Genomic DNA, 17,167 nt, shown 5'->3' with positions numbered 1-17,167 from the left:
AGGGCACGGGCGAGGCGGTTTCCAGCCCCAGGTGGGTATCGGCTCCTACAGACTTTTCTTTATTCAAACATTCAATTTAATCCGCCCGGTTGCGGGCAATCCGCCGTTGCCTGGCAGTTTTGACATCTGCCGTGCACTGCGTCAGAGTGCGCGCTTTTTTGTTCCCAGTGAGGTAAGCCCCCCATGAATGCAGTGATTGCCGCGGTCGGCATCATGCTGATACTGAGCCTGTCCCGCGTGCACGTGGTCATCGCCCTGATCGTCGGTGCCCTGGCAGGTGGGCTGGTCGGCGGCCTGGGTGTGCAAGGCACACTTGAAGCTTTCAATGGTGGGCTCGGCGGGGGGGCTACTGTGGCACTGTCCTATGCGTTGCTGGGTGCCTTTGCCGTGGCCATCGCCAAATCCGGCCTGGCGCATGCGTTGGCCGACCGGGCATTGGCCATGATCGACCGGCAAGGCCACGACCAAGGTGGCAGGGTCAAATGGTTGATGATCGGTTTGATGCTGGTGGTGGCCGTCTCGTCGCAAAACATTCTGCCCATCCATATCGCCTTCATTCCATTATTGGTGCCGCCGCTGCTCTATGTGCTGACCCGCCTGCGTATCGACCGGCGCCTGATCGCCTGCGTCATTACATTCGGCCTGATCACGCCCTACATTTTCCTGCCTGTGGGTTTCGGCAATATTTTCCTCAATCAGATTCTGCTGGCCAACGTGGCGCGTGCAGGGGTCGACATCACGGGTGTCAACGTTACCCACGCCATGGCCATTCCCGCCGCTGGTATGTTGGTGGGCTTGATAGTGGCGATGTTCGTCAGCTACCGAAAAAAACGCGACTACGACCTGGCGCGTATCGAGCAGGTCGAACAGGTGAGCGTGCGTTACAACCCGATGACGCTACTGGTGGCCGGCATTGCAATCGTCGCCGCGTTCGTCGTTCAGCTGCTGGTGGACTCGATGATCATCGGCGCGATGGTCGGCTTCTTGATTTTCTCGCTGTCAGGCATCGTCAAGTGGCGCGACACCGATGATCTGTTCACCGAAGGTATGAAGATGATGGCCATGATTGGTTTCATCATGATCACCGCCTCTGGCTTTGCAGACGTCATGAAAGCCACGGGTGATGTGCAAAGCCTGGTCGAAACCTCGGCGCATTGGATCAACCACAGCAAAGGGATAGGTGCCTTGCTGATGCTGCTGGTGGGCCTGCTGGTCACCATGGGCATTGGCTCGTCGTTTTCCACCGTACCGATTCTGGCTGCGATTTTCGTACCGCTGTGCGTCCAGCTCGGCTTCGACCCTTTGGCGACCGTGTGTATCGTCGGTACGGCAGGCGCGTTGGGTGACGCAGGCTCGCCAGCATCGGATTCCACCCTGGGTCCGACTTCCGGGCTCAATGTGGACGGGCAGCACCATCACATCTGGGACACGGTGGTGCCGACGTTCATCCACTACAACCTGCCGCTGTTGGCCTTCGGGTGGTTGGCGGCGATGACGCTCTAACAGCAGGGCACTCAGCGCTTGGCGGGCGGCGGCGAAATACGGTTGAGCACCGTGCTGCCGTCGTTGCTGCGGGTCAGGTAGACCGGCAGCACCTTGGGCAGGTTGTTCACCAACTGGCCTACTTCCCGGGTGTTGTAGATGCCGCTGATACGAATCTGACCGGTACCGACATCGGCAAGCCTCAGTGGCTTGTCGAGGTAGCGGTTTATGGCCGGCAGTGCCTGTTCGAGGGTCAAGTTGTCGAGCACCAGTTTGCCGCTGCGCCAGGCCAGGGCGTCGGCGAAGTTGCTGTTTTCCAGCAACTGGGGCTCATAGTCGCCCTTGCGGTAGGTGGCCTGCATACCGGGGCCAAGCCGATAGCCCGCATTGCCCTCGCTGGATACCAGCACCGATCCTTCGACCAGGGTCACTTTGACCCTGTCCTGGTATTTCCAGACATTGAAGCGGGTACCTGTCACGCGGGTCTGGCCATTGCCTGCGCGGACCACGAAGGGGTGCGAGCTGTCGTGGTGGACCGTGAAGAAGGCTTCGCCACGCTTGAGCGTGACACGGCGCTGGTGCTTGAAGTTGAGGTAGGTCAGGTCGGTGTTCAGGTTGAGCTGCACCGTACTGCCGTCACTCAACTGCACGGTCTGCATGTGGTCCGTCGTCTCGACGTGCTGGTAGCGGTTGGGAACCCAGCCTTGCTCCCAGCCGATCCACCCCACCAGCGGCAGAGCCGCCAACGCGATGACGGCAGCGTAAGCCTGAGCGCGCCACCTGCGACCGCTGCGCCGCACCGGGGCAGGGTGCCCATTCGCTTGAACGGGACGCGGCAGCAAGTCGGCCGTGTACCAGATATCCAGCATGGCCTGGTATTCCTCGGCATGACGCGGATCGGCTGCCAGCCACTGGGCAAAAGCCTCACGCTCGGCAGTCGTGCAATCGCCTTCATGCAGGCGCATGCACCAGTGCGCAGCGGCGTCGGCCATGCTGTCATCGGTGTGGATAGTCGGGCGGTCTTGGTTCATCGCGGCTCCAGGTTTTGCGCATTCTAACGTTCCACCACCGCGTCGAGAAACACGGAAAGCCGCCAAACCCTTTCATTTCCCGGCCTTTTCCGGCAAAAGCCTTCAGATTTTTCGCTTTTGAGAACGCTTCGCGCCATGAATAAAGGCGCTCGTGTCACGTACATAGCAAGCTAATTAAGTCTTTGACATTCACTGCCTAGGCAGTAATATTTACACACACTTGTTCGAGCAATCATTCATGCCCCATTTCTCGCCAGACAATTTCGAGACGTGCGCCATCGGCATGCTGTTGGGCCGCGCGGCGCTTCTGAAGGATCGGATCCTCGACTGGCACCTGGAGTCCGAGGGCGTTACTGCCGCGCAGTTCAAGGTGTTGATCATCGTGACGCAGTACCAGGTCGATACCCCGGCGGAGGTCTGCCGCTACCTGGGCCTGGACAGCGGATCGATGACGCGCATGCTCGATCGCCTTGAGCAAAAGGACCTGCTGGTGCGTACCCGTTGCCCGACGGACCGCCGCGTGGTGCGCCTGGCGTTGACGGCCGATGGCCAGCGGCTGGCCGACCGTTTGCCCGAGATCGGAGCTGCCGCCATGAACGAGCTGTGTGGCGCCCTGGCGGCCGATGAGCTCAAAGACTTGGAGCGTCTGTTGGCCAAGGTACTGCTTGGCGCTGGCGATCCGCTGACGATCCGTCGCTTCGGTGATCGTTGAACCCCGTTTCCTTTATTCCAAGGTATTGTCATGGCTACTTCCTCAGACACCCCTGCACCTACCGAGGCACCCACCTCCTCGCGCAAGCGCAAGCTCTGGCTGATTGGCCTGTTGGTGCTGCTGATCCTCGGTGGGCTAGGCACTTGGGCCTGGTACAGCCTGGTTGGGCGTTGGTACGAGAGCACTGATGACGCCTACGTCAACGGCAACGTGGTCGAAATCACGCCGTTGGTGACCGGGACGGTGACCAGCATTGGCGCCGACGATGGCGACCTGGTGCATGCCGGCCAGGTCTTGCTGCAGTTCGACCCGGCCGACAGCCAAGTGGCCCTGCAATCGGCTCAGGCCAACCTTGCGCGTACGGTAAGGCAGGTGCGCGGTCTGTACAGCAATGTCGATTCGCTCAAGGCTCAGTTGCAGACGCGTCAGGCTGAATTGCGCAAGGCCCAGCAGGACTTCAACCGGCGCAAGGTGCTGGCCGAAAGCGGCGCTATCGCCGGCGAAGAGCTTTCCCATGCGCGCGATGACCTGAGTGTTGCCCAGGCGGCGGTTAACAGTGCCCGCCAGCAACTGAGTACCAGTGCTGCTTTGGTCGATGACACCGTGGTGGCTTCGCACCCAGAGGTCATGGCCGCGGCGGCCGATCTGCGTCAGGCCTACCTGGCTCATGCGCGCACCACGCTGGTAGCGCCAGTGACCGGCTACGTTGCCAAGCGCAGCGTGCAGCTCGGGCAGCGCCTGCAACCCGGTACTGCCACCATGGCAGTGATTCCGCTTGACCAGGTGTGGATCGACGCCAACTTCAAGGAAACCCAGCTGCGCCAGATGCGCATCGGCCAACCGGTTGAGATCACTGCCGACCTGTATGGCAGCGATGTCTCCTACAGTGGCACGGTGGACAGCCTGGGTGCCGGCACCGGCAGCGCGTTCGCCTTGCTGCCTGCGCAGAACGCGACCGGCAACTGGATCAAGATCGTGCAGCGGGTGCCTGTGCGCATTCACTTGAACCCCGACCAGTTGAAGGACCATCCCTTGCGTATCGGCCTGTCCACGGTTGTGGATGTGGACTTGCACGACCAGAGTGGCCCGGCCCTGGCTCAGCAACCTGCGCAACAGGCGAGCTACACCACCGACGTCTACGATCGCCAGTTGGTCGAGGCGGACAAGCTGATCGAGCAACTGATCCGTGACAACAGCGCGCCTGGCAAGACGGCACAGCGATGAGCAATAACGCCGCCGCCCAGTTCACGCCGCCTAGCCTGCTGCTGACCACCATCGGCCTGTCGCTTGCCACGTTCATGCAGGTGCTGGATACCACCATTGCCAACGTGGCCTTGCCGACCATCTCGGGCAACCTGGGGGTCAGTTACGAGCAAGGGACTTGGGTGATCACCTCGTTCGCCGTGAGCAATGCCATCGCCTTGCCGCTAACAGGCTGGTTGAGCCGACGCTTTGGCGAGGTGAAGTTGTTCCTGTGGGCGACCTTGTTGTTCGTGCTGGCATCGTTCTTGTGCGGCATCGCCCAGTCGATGCCGGAGCTTGTGGGCTTTCGGGTATTGCAGGGGGTGGTAGCCGGTCCGTTGTATCCCATGACCCAGACCTTGCTGATTGCGGTCTATCCCCCTGCCAAGCGGGGGATGGCGCTCGCACTCCTGGCCATGGTGACGGTCGTGGCCCCTATCGCCGGGCCCATCCTGGGTGGGTGGATCACGGACAGTTACAGCTGGCCGTGGATTTTCTTCATCAACGTGCCCATCGGCCTGTTCGCCGCTGCGGTGGTGCGCCAGCAAATGCGCGATCGTCCGGTGGTCACCAGCCGACAGCCGATGGACTACATAGGGCTGCTGACGTTGATCGTTGGGGTAGGGGCCTTGCAGGTCGTGCTGGACAAAGGCAACGACCTTGATTGGTTCGAGTCCTCGTTCATCATCACCGGTACGCTGATATCCGTCGTGTTCCTGGCTGTATTCGTCATCTGGGAGCTGACCGACCGGCACCCGGTGGTGAACCTGCGGTTGTTCGCCCACCGCAATTTCCGCGTGGGAACCATCGTCCTGGTGGGTGGCTACGCAGGCTTCTTCGGCATCAACCTGATCCTGCCCCAGTGGCTGCAGACGCAGATGGGCTATACCGCCACCTGGGCAGGCTTGGCCGTGGCGCCTATCGGGATATTGCCGGTAATCATGTCGCCATTCGTGGGCAAGTACGCGCATCGCTTTGACTTGCGGATTCTGGCGGGGCTGGCGTTTCTGGCGATCGGTAGCAGTTGCTACATGCGTGCAGGGTTCACCAGCCAGGTGGATTTCCAGCATGTGGCATTGGTGCAGTTGTTCATGGGCATCGGGGTTGCGCTGTTCTTCATGCCCACATTGAGCATCTTGTTGTCCGACCTGCCGCCCCAGCAAATCGCCGATGGATCAGGCTTGGCGACGTTCCTGCGCACATTGGGGGGTAGCTTTGCGGCTTCGCTGACGACGTGGATCTGGATCCGCCGGGCTGACCAGCACCATGCTTACTTGAGTGAGCACATCAGCCAGTACGAGCCGGCGACACGGCATACGCTTGAGCAGATGGGCGGGGCGAACCTGCACAACTACGCGCAGTTGGAGCAGGTGCTCAACGGGCAGGCTTACATGATGTCGACGGTGGACTACTTCATGATGATGACGTGGGTGTTCGCAGGGCTGATTTTGTTGGTCTGGTTCGCGAAGCCGCCGTTTACGGCCAAGGCGGGGCCGGGGGGCGGGCATTGAGTTTGATTTGGGTTGCGTGACCGGTGTTTTGCTAAATACCGGAGCCCAGTAGGAGCGGTCTTGCCGGAGCGCCGGACCGACCTCGATGGGCTGCACAGCAGCCCTAAAGAGAATTTCATGGGGAGCCGATGTTTTTTGAGTCCGCGCTTCTGCTCTTCACTGCATCGTCATGGCTGATCATCACGGGGGCTTCACGGGGCCTACTCATTTGGGCAGTCGAAGTTTCTACTTCGGTCTTTAGCCGCCGAGTCGAGGTGCGTTTCTTCCTCTCCGGGCGTTTACCTGGGCGAACGGCCCAGAGGTAAGCGTTTTCGCGTAACCGCTCTTGAATGGCCGGTGGATAGTCATTGACGGTGGTCAATGGCGGAACGGGTTTCCCGGGCAAACCGGCTTCACGAATGATCTTGGGCCAGCGCGGTTTCCAGCACAGCATCAGGCTTAGCCAATGGCCGGTGCCGATGATCAGGAAGGCGGGCGAGATCAAGACCAGGCCGAGTTTGATGATTCGAGAGGATTTTCGAAAGTAGTGGGTCAGGCCTTCGAATTGAGGGGTAAAGGCTTGCCAGGGCCAGGGGAAGTGCGAGGTCATAGGTGGGCGGGGCAGGTCCTCCGGGCCCTCGTCCATGAAGCGGCGGATGAACTCCCACTCGGATTGCAGCTCCGTGAAGTTGTTGGCGGCTTTGCCTACGTGGGCGAGTTCTGGATGGAGGGCGCCGGCGAACGACGGTGGCCACATAAGCACCAAAGGTAGGCCTACACCACCGGCAGCAGCGTAATTTATATTCGAGCCGTTGGACGTGACTCCGTGCCAAGGAAGTGTGACGATGCCACCACAGTAAGTAGGACGGTGCAGGTGAACCTGTTGGGTACTACGATTGAATCGAATCAGCAAGTGGCGCGACGTAAACATTTCCAAGCGCGTGATACATAACCCATACTTTATATAAATTATGGAGATCAATATCATTAAGCTGCTGGTAAGAGTTGCTATGAAGATATGGGCTCCATACGGCTCCCCTTGATCGTTTCTAACTATGTCTACTAGTCGAATTAGAGACGTTGCTGACATGTATGCGAATGATGTAATCGTAGCTACTATGGTGGCCGAGATGATGCTGATGAGTCCGCGCTTGTTTTCCCACATGCCGTAGCGCATTTCCAGTATATGCTCGTTGCAAGCATAAACTGGTCCTCGGCTCTTGGGTGAGCTGCTGGCTGGATTTTTAGCGGCTGTGATCATCTCCTGATCGTCGTTTTCATAGACTGTCTTGAGTTTTATCTTTTTATGCTTTTTCTCAAAAGCATCGCGTTCTTCCTTGGGGTCAATATAGGAGAGCCATGTGAGCCATTCAAAAAAATACATTACGCTATCTCTCTGATTGCGCTAAATAAAGCTTCAAGTTCTTCCGTGTCTTTTTCGTAACCTTCGGTGGTTTTTTTAATGCGGAAGCAGCATTTACTGCACCACTTCTCTAACGCGCTTTCATCGAGTATCAGTAAGGCAACAGTACTGACTACCACGACGGTGCCGCCGATCAAGCCCAAACGGCTGAGCCAGAGCATAGCAGGCCTGTTCGCCGCAAGTCTTGCAGATAATCTTGATAACATTGCGTATGAGTTGCTTATGCGTGCAGTAGGATCAAGAATTGCTAGCCAATGGAAGAACGCACTCGCCTGTGAAAATGCTATACCCCCTTGCCCCACAAGTAAGGTGATGATGGCGCTTGCTCTAACGCTGTGAGCCGCTACTAACATATGTTTAGATCTTGCTTGTGCATCAATGGCATCGGAAAAGTCCCACTTAATACTTATAACCGCGCCCGCCGCCGCCAACCCGGCTCCCCACAATCGATACCGACCCAGGCTAACGTGCGCGCCCCGCGCAGTGGCGCTGTTCCCACCAACGCCTCTAATCGTCAGTTCAGTCCCCACCGCAAGCAGCTCCATCCCCGCAGCCGCACTTGTAAATGCAGCTGCAGTCACTTCGCTCCAGAAGCGTCGGTCCTTGTCATCCCGCCTGCCTTGTAACAACAGCAGCCCGGCCTCCAACAGCAGTAATCCGCTGGCGACCCGCAAACGATAGAACTGATTCCCGTGCACCCCGTGCAATGTCTCGGCATAAGCTTGATCAAGCCGGCGTACGATGGGCGCCGCGACGCGGCCGGGCGACGGCGTTTTACCGTTCAGCGCCTGCTCACTCAAGCGCAGTTCCACCGCTTGCTGACCCAGTGAGGCAATGAGGTAGGTGCTCAGGCGTCGGTACAGCAACCGATCAGCGCTGCCGGGCGCACCCGCTGACAGGCTCTGGTGCCCCAGCTGCCCAAGCCAGGCCAACGCGCCAGCAGTATTGATGGGGCTATGTTGCGCGAGCTGGTCCAGATGGCTGTCCAGCCGGCTGAAGTGTGCGGCGAGCTCCTTGGCTTGTTTAAGGGCCGTCTCCAGCTGAAGAAAAGGGTCGTTACCTGGCGCCAGTGCGTCCAGCGCTGTACGTGTTCGCGCAAGCGCCTCTGCAATCTCACGTTGGTTCAGGACAAACGAGCGCAGCGCAAGGTTGTCAGGGGTTATATCGTCGGCGCGCCACCATTGGGCGAGCAATGCTGCGCCTGCTGGCACGCCTTCGAGGCCTATCACGCATAGGCCCGTTTGATGTGCAAAGCAAAAGCCATTGGTGAGGTCGCTCTCATCATAGTGGACAAGTGCGTCTACCAGTGCGGACGACTTCAACCACGTGAGGTGATCTGCCGCTCTGGACTCGGCGAGACGTTGTGCTTCGGCGCTCTGCGCCTCGAACGTCTCCAGGTGTCGATGCATACCTTGCAGGTTGACGAGTGGCAGGTAGCGGTCTTCGAAATGTTTGGCAAACTCGCCGTTCTCGGCAAGGATTTCGAGCTTCTGCCTCTCTTTTTCTACGTGTATTTCGAAGATGGCCTCTTTTTTCTGTTCCCAAAGTTCGGCCAGCCGCGACTGCGAACCCTGCATGACGTAGGCGAGACTGGCGCGTAGCGCCTTGTCATAATGACCGACCAACGCGGCAACCTTTCGCTCCGTGAATTGCTCATGCAGCTCGCTAAAGGCTTGAGCAACCAACACCTTCCGCTCGTTACTGGGGCCACCGTTCTCGGTACTGGCTTCCAGCCAATTCCTGAGGTGTTCCATGCCAGCGTTGCGCCAGGCATTGAGTTCCTGGGTAATGCCGATGGCGTCCTCCACCACCACGGCAACGCCCCGTGCTTCAGGTTTACTGCCCAAGGGACCCAGGGCTTGCCGTGCCGCCGCCAGCGAGCTGATGCTTGGTGTACTGAAGACCTGAGCGTCCAACAGCGTGCGCAACACGTCGTTGGATTCCGCGGCAAAGTCGGCGACAAGGTTCAACTGGTCATGACGTATCGTGTAGGGCCTGGGCATTGGGCAGCTGGGGCTGGCGAAGGGCGCTATGTCTACGGCAGGCAGCAGGTCGCGTCGACGCAGCAATTGCCGCTGCGCCGCGATGGTCAACGGATCGGGGCTGTAGAACAGGCGAAGCTCTAGCAAGTCGTCGAGATCATGAACCGTGAATGCCCAGGTCATAGCGCGCACGACATCCTGGAATGTGGAGATGCCAGGCGGTTTTGGCTCTGGATGTTCAGGGTCGAAGAGCGACAGGGCGCCGTTCGCGGCGATTCGGTAGGGAGGGTGAAGGCTGTATTGCCCACTGAGCCTGCGCTTTTCCATGACATACAGGAAACCTTCACGCAGCGGGCGAATGGCATAGTCCGCCTGATGCAGCGCGGCGGTGCGATGCGGGTGGCGCAGGTGTTGGGGCAGAGTAGGGAGCTGCTGACGCTGGTGGGGATTACCGCCCACGGCGGCATAGCGTAATGGCAGAACGGTGAAGGTGCGGGTGCATGAGACGGCGGGCCCTATGGATAAAGGGTCTTGCAAGGCTTCGCAGTTCTGCCGATTGATTTCCATCAGCATCTTCAGATCGAACATGAGGGCCCCTGGCGAATTAGACGGTGCAGGTGTGTTTGAAGGCGTTGATCAAGGGGCAAGCTTTGCTCGAGCGACTCCTTGACGGCGGTCTGCCAGATGGGCTCGAGTGTCAATCTGTCGCCAAGCAGGGCGAAATGGGTGACGTAGGTGATCAGGTCTTGCTGCTCGATGAACCCAGCTTCTCGCGCAGCCTTGAGGTATTTACGCACTCTCCCCAGGCGGACGCTGTGGCACTGTTTGGCTTGCCCACTGACGGTCAGCGAGGTTTTCAATTGATCGGCAAGGCGATGTTCGAGGGGGTCTACTGCCAGCGCTTCCCAGCACGCAGCGTCCAGCGTGAGGTCTTTGAGCGCTTGGGTGGCCGGCCTGTCGCCGCCCATCAGGCAGCCCCAAATTTCTTCATTGGCGTCCGGATAAGGCACCCACCAACTGTGGATCGGAGCGAACCATTCGACGAGTTCAGGCAGATCCTTACGGCCATGCAGCACGCGTAGGCAGTGTTCGGTGTGATAACGCAGTAAATAACGTTGCCCGTCAGGTCCCAGCACGGTATTGGCTTGCGCCAGGTGCGAGGCCAAGGCAGCAGTGGGCAATGCGCTGACGATCCAGCCGCATATGGCATCGGCTGCTAACTCGTTCAATTGCCAGAAAAGGTTGGATTGGCTTTGTACTGTAGCCTTGCCTTTGACGGCATACAAACCGATGCCGCACTGACGCACGTTGCTAAATTCGGCTTGTTGCATCAGGGGGTGCAGTATTCTGTGCTCACGTGGGACAAGGCGTTTTAACTGTTCAGGGCCTAATGTGGAAAGTTCGAGAACGGCGCTAAGTTGGTAGCGTTCTGCTTGTCGCAGAGGAAGAAAAAGTTTTTTGGACAAGGTGTTTGTCATGACGGGTTCCCCTCCAGGCGAACGACATTCCGACCTTCTGTGATTGCTTTCAATAAACAGCTGATGCAGATGGCTTCACCAGGTGTTGGCGTGGCACGGATGGCCAGGTCATGTGAACGCCCTGTTGGGGTTTGTGCGACCGGGCCTTTGATGTTGATTGCAATGGCGTCAATGGTAAGGCCGCTGCCGTCGAGCCTTAATGTTGCGCCGGGTGCCCTGATGGTCAGGCTTTCTGATGCCTGGAGCTCCAAGACTTGCGTCCCTTGGCGAATCGCTTGCCCTGCCCGTAGCTCGACATGACCGGCGACGTGTTGCTCCAGGTGGCCGCCAATTTCTATCGAATGATTGGCTGTGGTCTTGTCATAGCGATTGTTACCGACTTGCTCCGTACGATCTTGTGCCACGTTGAGCACGCGATGACGTCCGATCTCAAGTACATCATCCTGGCCGATCTGGCAGTGATGATCTTTCCCAACGTTCAAACGTTGATCGTTGCCCACGTCCTCGTGTCGGTCATGACCGATATCGATGTGCTCATCCCGCGCTACACGTTCACACCTGTCGTTCCCAATCTGCGTCGTCTCATCGTGCTTGACCACATTGTTCTGATCCCTTTCGGCATGGATGAACACCTCCTGGCGTCCCAGTTCATCCTCGAAGCGCAGCTCATTGAAGCCGTCACCCTTGTGGGTCTGGCTCTTGATGGTCATGCGGGTCTTGTGCTCAGGCAGGTCGTAGGGCGGCAGCTGATTGCCACAGTACGTGCGCCCGGTGATCATCGGCTGGTCAGGATCACCGTTGACGTACTGGATGATCACGTCCTGGCCGATTCGCGGAATGGCCATCGAGCCCCAGCTGCCACCGGCCCAGCCTTGTGACACCCGCACCCAGCAGGAGCTGAATTCGTTGTTCTCGCTCTCGCGATCCCAGGGAAAGCTGACCTTGACCCGCCCCCACTCATCGCAATAGATCTCTTCGCCCTTCGGCCCGACCACGGTAGCCATGTGCGGGCCGTCAATGCGCGGTTTTGCCAGAGGCGAGGGTCGCCATTCGATCCTGCCGGGGACCAGGACGGCGCTCAGCGCGTACCGCGTGCTCTGCTCGGCATTGGTCGCCTCTTCCTGCAGGCTGGTGAGCTGGCTGCCCTGGTGAGTGACCGTGTTCACCCGCCAGTGCGCATTGAGGTCGCGTCTGGGGTGACCGGTCAGCGTGAAGCTCAGGCCCGGTTGCAGGCGCACATCATCACCTTGCACGTGCGCCAGCCGCACATCGTGACGCAACGCCATGACCCGGTTTTCCGTGAACGGTTTACCTACGGCATCGCGCTTGTAGCGCCCTGGATAGTCGAAATACTCGTAGTCCCTGGATTGGTGCTCCAGGAACGGGCCCGTGGCCCTGTGTTCCTGGCGGTAGGCCGGGTTGGTGAAGGTGTAGTCACGCTGAACCTGGCTTGCCGTGCGCACCTGTTCGCTGTAGTTCAAGCGGCGCAAGCAAAAAACCGGTTGGTCCCCACCGCTGTTGGCGTGGTACAGGACGGTATGGGCGTCCAAGGGCTGATCGTCCCCGTGAAAGCCTTCGTCTTCCTCGTCGGCAGTGACGGCGCCATGGCTGATCAACCCCAGTGACAGCAGCCGATCGGTGATGATCAGCGTGTGCTGTTTTTCACTGTGGGCGAAGCGATAGACGAAGCCTTCTTCGGCTAAAAGGCGTGCGATGAACGCCAGGTCCGTCTCGCCGGCCTGGACGCAGAACTCGCGGACCTGATGGTCCAGGCTGGCGTGGATTTCGTACGGGTCGATGCCCTGGCGCTTGAGCATCAGCGCCAGTATTTGCGGCACGTTCTTGTGTTGGAAGATACGCCAGTTCGAGCGCAGGCCGGCGCGGGCCAGGCGTGGCTCGACCAGCGCATGATAGTAGGTGCGGTGGAAGCCGCTTTCAGCCTGGGTGAAACGGCTGACCAACCCGTGCACGTAGCGCACGGGACGCGCGCCGTTCCAGAGGGTGAACAGCACCGGCTTGTCGAGCAAATGGCCGAAGTCGATGTCGTGTTCGTGGCTGATCAGCTGCAGTTCGAGGGTGAATGGCTGACTGATGCCTTCATTGAGTGTGAACGACACCACTTCGAATTCCGCATCGCCAACCAGGGGTTGGAAGCTGTAACGCAGGTCAGATTGGCGAGGCATAAGCGATCCTTGTCTGCCGGTCGAGATTCAAACTATCCAGGTAACCCTGGCTGCCAGGGGCACGCCAGTGGGGTCAGGCGATCCGGTTGCGCCAGTTGTTGGCGTCTTTCTGCAACTCACTGCTGCAAGATGCCGTTCAGCGAACCCAGCACCTCAGTGGTAATCAGGTGCAGCCGGTAGCTGTAGATGCTGTAGGCCACGGCCATGGCCCCGGCAGATACCAGCAATGGGCTCCACGACGGCCATTGCCGGCGCATGCGTAAGTTACGGGGAGTCACATGGGGGTAGGGATCGCACACGTGTTCTGGCGTGGGTCCGCGCAGTTCACGGATGGTCCCGTGGAGTTGGTGGATAAGGGCGTTCAACGACGCCTCACCGTTCGGCGCAATGGCGTACCTGCCCTTGAGGCCCAGGCACAACGCGAAGTACATGAACTCCAATGCATCCAGATAACGCTTGGGTTCTTGCATCAGGCGCGAGAGCACGGTGAAGCACTTTTCCCCACCCCAGGTTTCGTCGTGGAAGATGCTGAGCAGGGGTTCCTGGCTCCAGCAACTGGCTTTGCCCCAAGGCCGTTCCATGACTGCACCATCGATGTACAGACACAGGCCGTAGGAGTACGCGAGCAACTGAGCGTGCTCGTAGCCGTGCTGGCGCATCTCTTCCCTGATGGTGTGGATCTGGTTGCGTACCTGTTGATGCACGGCCTTGATGTTCGGCAGTGAGTCCAGTGTGCGCAGGCGAATCACCAGGCCGAACAGGGGAGCGGCGGCATCCAGCATGGGGTTGGCATAGCCGCCGCGTAGTTTAAAGTCGGGGTCGGCGCGGTAACCCTGCGAAGGCATTTGTGCCTGTGCGCGCGTGTTGGGGGCAGTAACGGATCTTCCTGCCGCCGTTCCTGGCTTAGCCATCGCATCGAAAAGGCCCGTGTTGTCATCCTGACGATCGTTACTCGCATTCCTCATCTCACCAACTCCTCTTTGCCTGGAACGATCGTTGCTGCCGACCGTTGCCACGGAGCTGATGGAAAGTTGCCGGCCTCTGGCAGTCGAAGCAGCGTTGGGCATCGTGCGACCCCCCGTTGCTGAAGTCGTGACGCTGCGTACGGGTTTGTTCCATGGCAATGGCTCTGTGTGGACGGTCATGCACACCGCGGCGATTGGGTGATCAGGACAGTGTTCCAGTTGCCATCTTTTATATTATTAATTGCTGTTTTCGTCGCGCAGGGATGTTCTTAACTTATCGTAGGAAGTTTCGTTGTGAGACGCACTTCCTATAAGCGTTCTTGGACTTCAATTTAGGTGTTGCCGACAACGCACGCTTATCCTGCGTAAGGTTCAGTCGATCACTTCAAGCACTAATGCCCAACTGAAAATTCGCCTGCTCATTCCCATCACCGCCCGCTTAACTGGCAACCTACTTAAATGTCCTCTATCGTCAAACCACAGCCTCAATCTATTCGACACCTTATGAACCCTGTCATCCTGATTACCGGCGCCAGCCGCGGTATAGGTGCTGCCACTGCACTGTTAGCTGCCCGGCATGGCTACCACTTGTGCATCAACTACCTCAGCAACGATGAAGCTGCCCAAGCCATCCTCAGCCAAGTCCGTACCCTGGGTGCCAAGGCTATTGCCGTGCGCGCCGATGTCAGCAGCGAAGCCGAGATTATCGCGATGTTTCAGCGTATAGATAAAGATCTGGGGCCTATCGCGGCCCTGGTAAACAATGCCGCCACCATCGCTCCCCAAACCCGTCTCGAGCACATGACCGAGTCGCGATTGCTCAGCATGATGAAGACCAACATCGTCGGCCCCATGCTCTGCACCAAGCACGCCGTACTGCGTATGGCCGCACGACACGGCGGAAATGGCGGGGCCATCGTCAACGTCTCATCCCTGGCCGCCCGACTCGGGTCGCCGAACGAGTACATCGACTACGCCGCCTCGAAAGGAGGGCTCGACACGTTCACACTGGGCCTTGCCAAAGAGCTAGCTGCGGAAGGTGTAAGGGTCAACGGGGTCAGGCCCGGTTACATTCATACAGGCTTTCATGCGCTTTCGGGTGACCCAGATCGGGTCTGCAAACTCGAGTCCGGGTTGCCCATGGGCCGAGGCGGGCGGCCCGAGGAGGTGGCCGAGGCGATCATCTGGCTGCTGTCTGACAAAGCTTCCTATTCGACAGGTACATTCATCGACCTAAGTGGCGGAAGATAACCGGCCGCCCGCATCATCAAACGCGCCTGTTCGAGCCAGCGTCATGGCCGGCCAGCAGCAGGGCCACCTGTTCGACCAGCGCGGTCAGTGCAAAGGGCTTGCACATCACTGCACCCCTACGCGACATGGCAACGCCCTGTTCATCGGCATAGCCAGTGATGTAGAGCAGGGCTGCCGAGTCGGGCAGGGCGGTTTCCAGCTGCTTGCCACTGACTCTGCCTGGCAAGCCGATGTCGGTGATCAACAGCGACGGCTGCAGGCCGGCCCTCAAAGCTTCCAAGGCCTGCGAGCCTTCTGCAAAGGCGCGCACCTCCATCCCTTGATCAATCAGCAGTTCCTCTATCACCAGACGCAACGTGTCTTCGTCCTCCACCAGCATGACCAGATGTTTGTCCTGCCGGGAGGGCCAGGATGGCGTTGGTACGTTGGCAATGCTCAGCGCGATCTGGCCTGTGTCCTTGGGTAGATAAAGGTCCACACACGTGCCTTGCCCCGGCGTGCTGGTGATCTTCACCTGACCGCCGGATTGACGAATGAAGCCATAGACCATGGGTAGCCCCAGTCCCGATCCCTGGCCAAGTGGCTTGGTGGTGAAAAACGGCTCCATGGCACGTTCTGCCACATCGCTGCTCATTCCCACGCCGGTGTCACTGATAGAAATCCTGACGTACTCGCCTACAGGCAAGTGAAGACGGTCGGCCAGCGAAGGCTGCACCCGCACGTCATTGTTGCGAATGTCCAGCATCCCGCCTAACGGCATGGCGTCGCGTGCATTGATGCACAGGTTGAGCAACGCGTTTTCCAGCTGGGAAGGGTCGACCTGGATAAGCCAGTGTCCAGGCGTGGTGTGGTCCTGGAACTCGATGCTGGCGTGCAACGAGCTCTTGATGAGATCGTGCATGCTGGTCACCAACGCATGGACGTCGACCGTCTGTGGGGTCAGTTTTTGTTGCCGGGCGAAGGTCAGCAGGCGTTGCACCAGGGTAGCCGCCCGCTTCGTATCCTGCCTGGCCAACCCGATGAGCCTGGCAACATCCGGATAGCGACCTTCGGTCTGCCGCTGAGCGGCAACCTCCAGCGCACCCATTATGCTGCCGAGCAAGTTGTTGAAGTCATGGGAAATCCCGCCAGTCAGCTGGCCGATGGCCTCCATTTTCTGGGACTGGCGCAGGGTTTCTTCCACTTGCTCAAGGCGCTGCTGCTCAGCGACGCGCTCGGTGATGTCATAGGCGAACATGAAACCACCCTGCACGACCTGGTCGGCATCGAGCAGCGGGTTGTAGCGCACCTCGTAGTGACGGACATCCGATTGCAGGCCAATGGCAACGGTGTCCACGAAAGACTTACCCGCCATGATCCTTGGCCACAGCCCGCTCAATTGTTTGACGATATCCGGCTGGTCGGCGATGAAGTCGGGGATGTACTCACCAACCCTGGGCACCAGGCCGCGCCACCGCTTGAAGGTTTCCTGCGCGGTACGGTTGATCGCCAGCAGCCTGAAGCTGCAATCGGCCGCGAATACGTTGGCAACGCTGTGATCGACCAAGTTGCCCAGCAGCTTGCGACTGGCAAGCTCTCTGTCTACTTGCTGTGCCAGTTCCTGGTTGAGCGCCTGCAACTGATTGACGTCAGCGTTTTCGTCGGGCCTGCCGGTGAACAGAACCAGCAATGTTCGCTCGCAGGCGGGCTCGAGGCGGCTGACTTTCAAGGTCAGCCAGCGATTCGAGACCGCCAGCCGCTGTTCGAAGTGCAGGGGCACACCCGTGCGAGCCACCTCGGCGAAATGTGGGAGCCATTGGTCCACTTCGTCAGGAATGGTTTGCCTTGCGGTCAAACCCACCTCTTTGACATGAAGAGTGTGGCGGGCGCAGGCCTCGTTGTACATCAGGTAGCGATAGTCATTGAGTTGGCCGTGCTCATCCTCAAGC

General features: G+C 59.0%; 12 protein-coding genes. 5 read left to right on the top strand and 7 right to left on the bottom strand.

The features are described from left to right. Positions 1-183 precede the first annotated feature (183 nt). Positions 184-1,503: a Na+/H+ antiporter family protein gene (locus tag NMB38_RS11925; protein ID WP_027914881.1), complete on the top strand. Its 1,320-nt coding sequence runs from the start codon at positions 184-186 to the stop codon at positions 1,501-1,503. 11 nt (positions 1,504-1,514) lie between these two features. On the opposite strand, the gene NMB38_RS11920 is transcribed toward NMB38_RS11925, so the two are convergent. After that, the gene (locus tag NMB38_RS11920; protein ID WP_027914882.1) at positions 1,515-2,513 is read right to left on the bottom strand and encodes a FecR family protein; all 999 of its coding nucleotides are present in this window, start codon (positions 2,511-2,513) and stop codon (positions 1,515-1,517) included. Between the two features lie 238 nt (positions 2,514-2,751). Here NMB38_RS11920 and NMB38_RS11915 point away from each other — a divergent pair, with 238 nt between their 5' ends. From NMB38_RS11915 to NMB38_RS11905, 3 genes are read left to right on the top strand one after another with little or no spacing between them, the layout of a single operon-like run. Then, positions 2,752-3,225 (top strand): MarR family winged helix-turn-helix transcriptional regulator, encoded by a 474-nt coding sequence (locus NMB38_RS11915; RefSeq protein WP_027914883.1) that lies wholly within the window; start codon positions 2,752-2,754, stop codon positions 3,223-3,225. A gap of 30 nt (positions 3,226-3,255) precedes the next feature. Beyond that, positions 3,256-4,449 carry an HlyD family secretion protein gene (locus NMB38_RS11910; protein WP_027914884.1) on the top strand — a complete coding sequence of 398 codons (1,194 nt, stop codon included), beginning with the start codon at positions 3,256-3,258 and terminating at the stop codon, positions 4,447-4,449. Then, positions 4,446-5,978, top strand: coding sequence for a DHA2 family efflux MFS transporter permease subunit (locus NMB38_RS11905; RefSeq protein WP_027914885.1), 1,533 nt, complete (start codon positions 4,446-4,448; stop codon positions 5,976-5,978). Before NMB38_RS11910 ends, NMB38_RS11905 begins: the two co-directional genes overlap by 4 nt. A 115-nt stretch (positions 5,979-6,093) precedes the next feature. On the opposite strand, the gene NMB38_RS11900 is transcribed toward NMB38_RS11905, so the two are convergent. The 5 genes from NMB38_RS11900 to icmH form a co-directional block, all read right to left on the bottom strand. Beyond that, complete coding sequence (locus tag NMB38_RS11900; protein ID WP_050437963.1) at positions 6,094-7,341, bottom strand: DUF6708 domain-containing protein; 1,248 nt, start codon at positions 7,339-7,341, stop codon at positions 6,094-6,096. After that, positions 7,341-9,950 carry a T6SS effector BTH_I2691 family protein gene (locus tag NMB38_RS11895; RefSeq protein WP_494354791.1) on the bottom strand — a complete coding sequence of 870 codons (2,610 nt, stop codon included), beginning with the start codon at positions 9,948-9,950 and terminating at the stop codon, positions 7,341-7,343. Before NMB38_RS11895 ends, NMB38_RS11900 begins: the two co-directional genes overlap by 1 nt. After that, positions 9,938-10,840, bottom strand: a complete 903-nt coding sequence (locus NMB38_RS11890) for a DUF4123 domain-containing protein (protein WP_082693207.1) — start codon at positions 10,838-10,840, stop codon at positions 9,938-9,940. Before NMB38_RS11890 ends, NMB38_RS11895 begins: the two co-directional genes overlap by 13 nt. Continuing rightward, positions 10,837-13,023 (bottom strand): type VI secretion system Vgr family protein, encoded by a 2,187-nt coding sequence (locus tag NMB38_RS11885; RefSeq protein WP_482576848.1) that lies wholly within the window; start codon positions 13,021-13,023, stop codon positions 10,837-10,839. Before NMB38_RS11885 ends, NMB38_RS11890 begins: the two co-directional genes overlap by 4 nt. A gap of 116 nt (positions 13,024-13,139) precedes the next feature. Further along, positions 13,140-13,934 carry a type IVB secretion system protein IcmH/DotU gene (gene icmH, locus NMB38_RS11880; protein ID WP_236165924.1) on the bottom strand — a complete coding sequence of 265 codons (795 nt, stop codon included), beginning with the start codon at positions 13,932-13,934 and terminating at the stop codon, positions 13,140-13,142. 558 nt (positions 13,935-14,492) lie between these two features. On the opposite strand from icmH, the gene NMB38_RS11875 reads away from it, so the two are divergent. Further along, positions 14,493-15,239: an SDR family oxidoreductase gene (locus NMB38_RS11875; RefSeq protein WP_028687497.1), complete on the top strand. Its 747-nt coding sequence runs from the start codon at positions 14,493-14,495 to the stop codon at positions 15,237-15,239. Between the two features lie 16 nt (positions 15,240-15,255). Here NMB38_RS11875 and NMB38_RS11870 read toward each other — a convergent pair whose 3' ends face one another. Then, positions 15,256-16,899 carry a PAS domain-containing sensor histidine kinase gene (locus NMB38_RS11870; protein WP_050587321.1) on the bottom strand — a complete coding sequence of 548 codons (1,644 nt, stop codon included), beginning with the start codon at positions 16,897-16,899 and terminating at the stop codon, positions 15,256-15,258. Positions 16,900-17,167 lie beyond the last annotated feature (268 nt).

Source organism: Pseudomonas sp. FBCC-B35 (assembly GCF_059133755.1).
The sequence above is the reverse complement of the archived record's forward strand: the minus strand, read 5'-3'. Positions and strand labels throughout refer to the sequence as shown.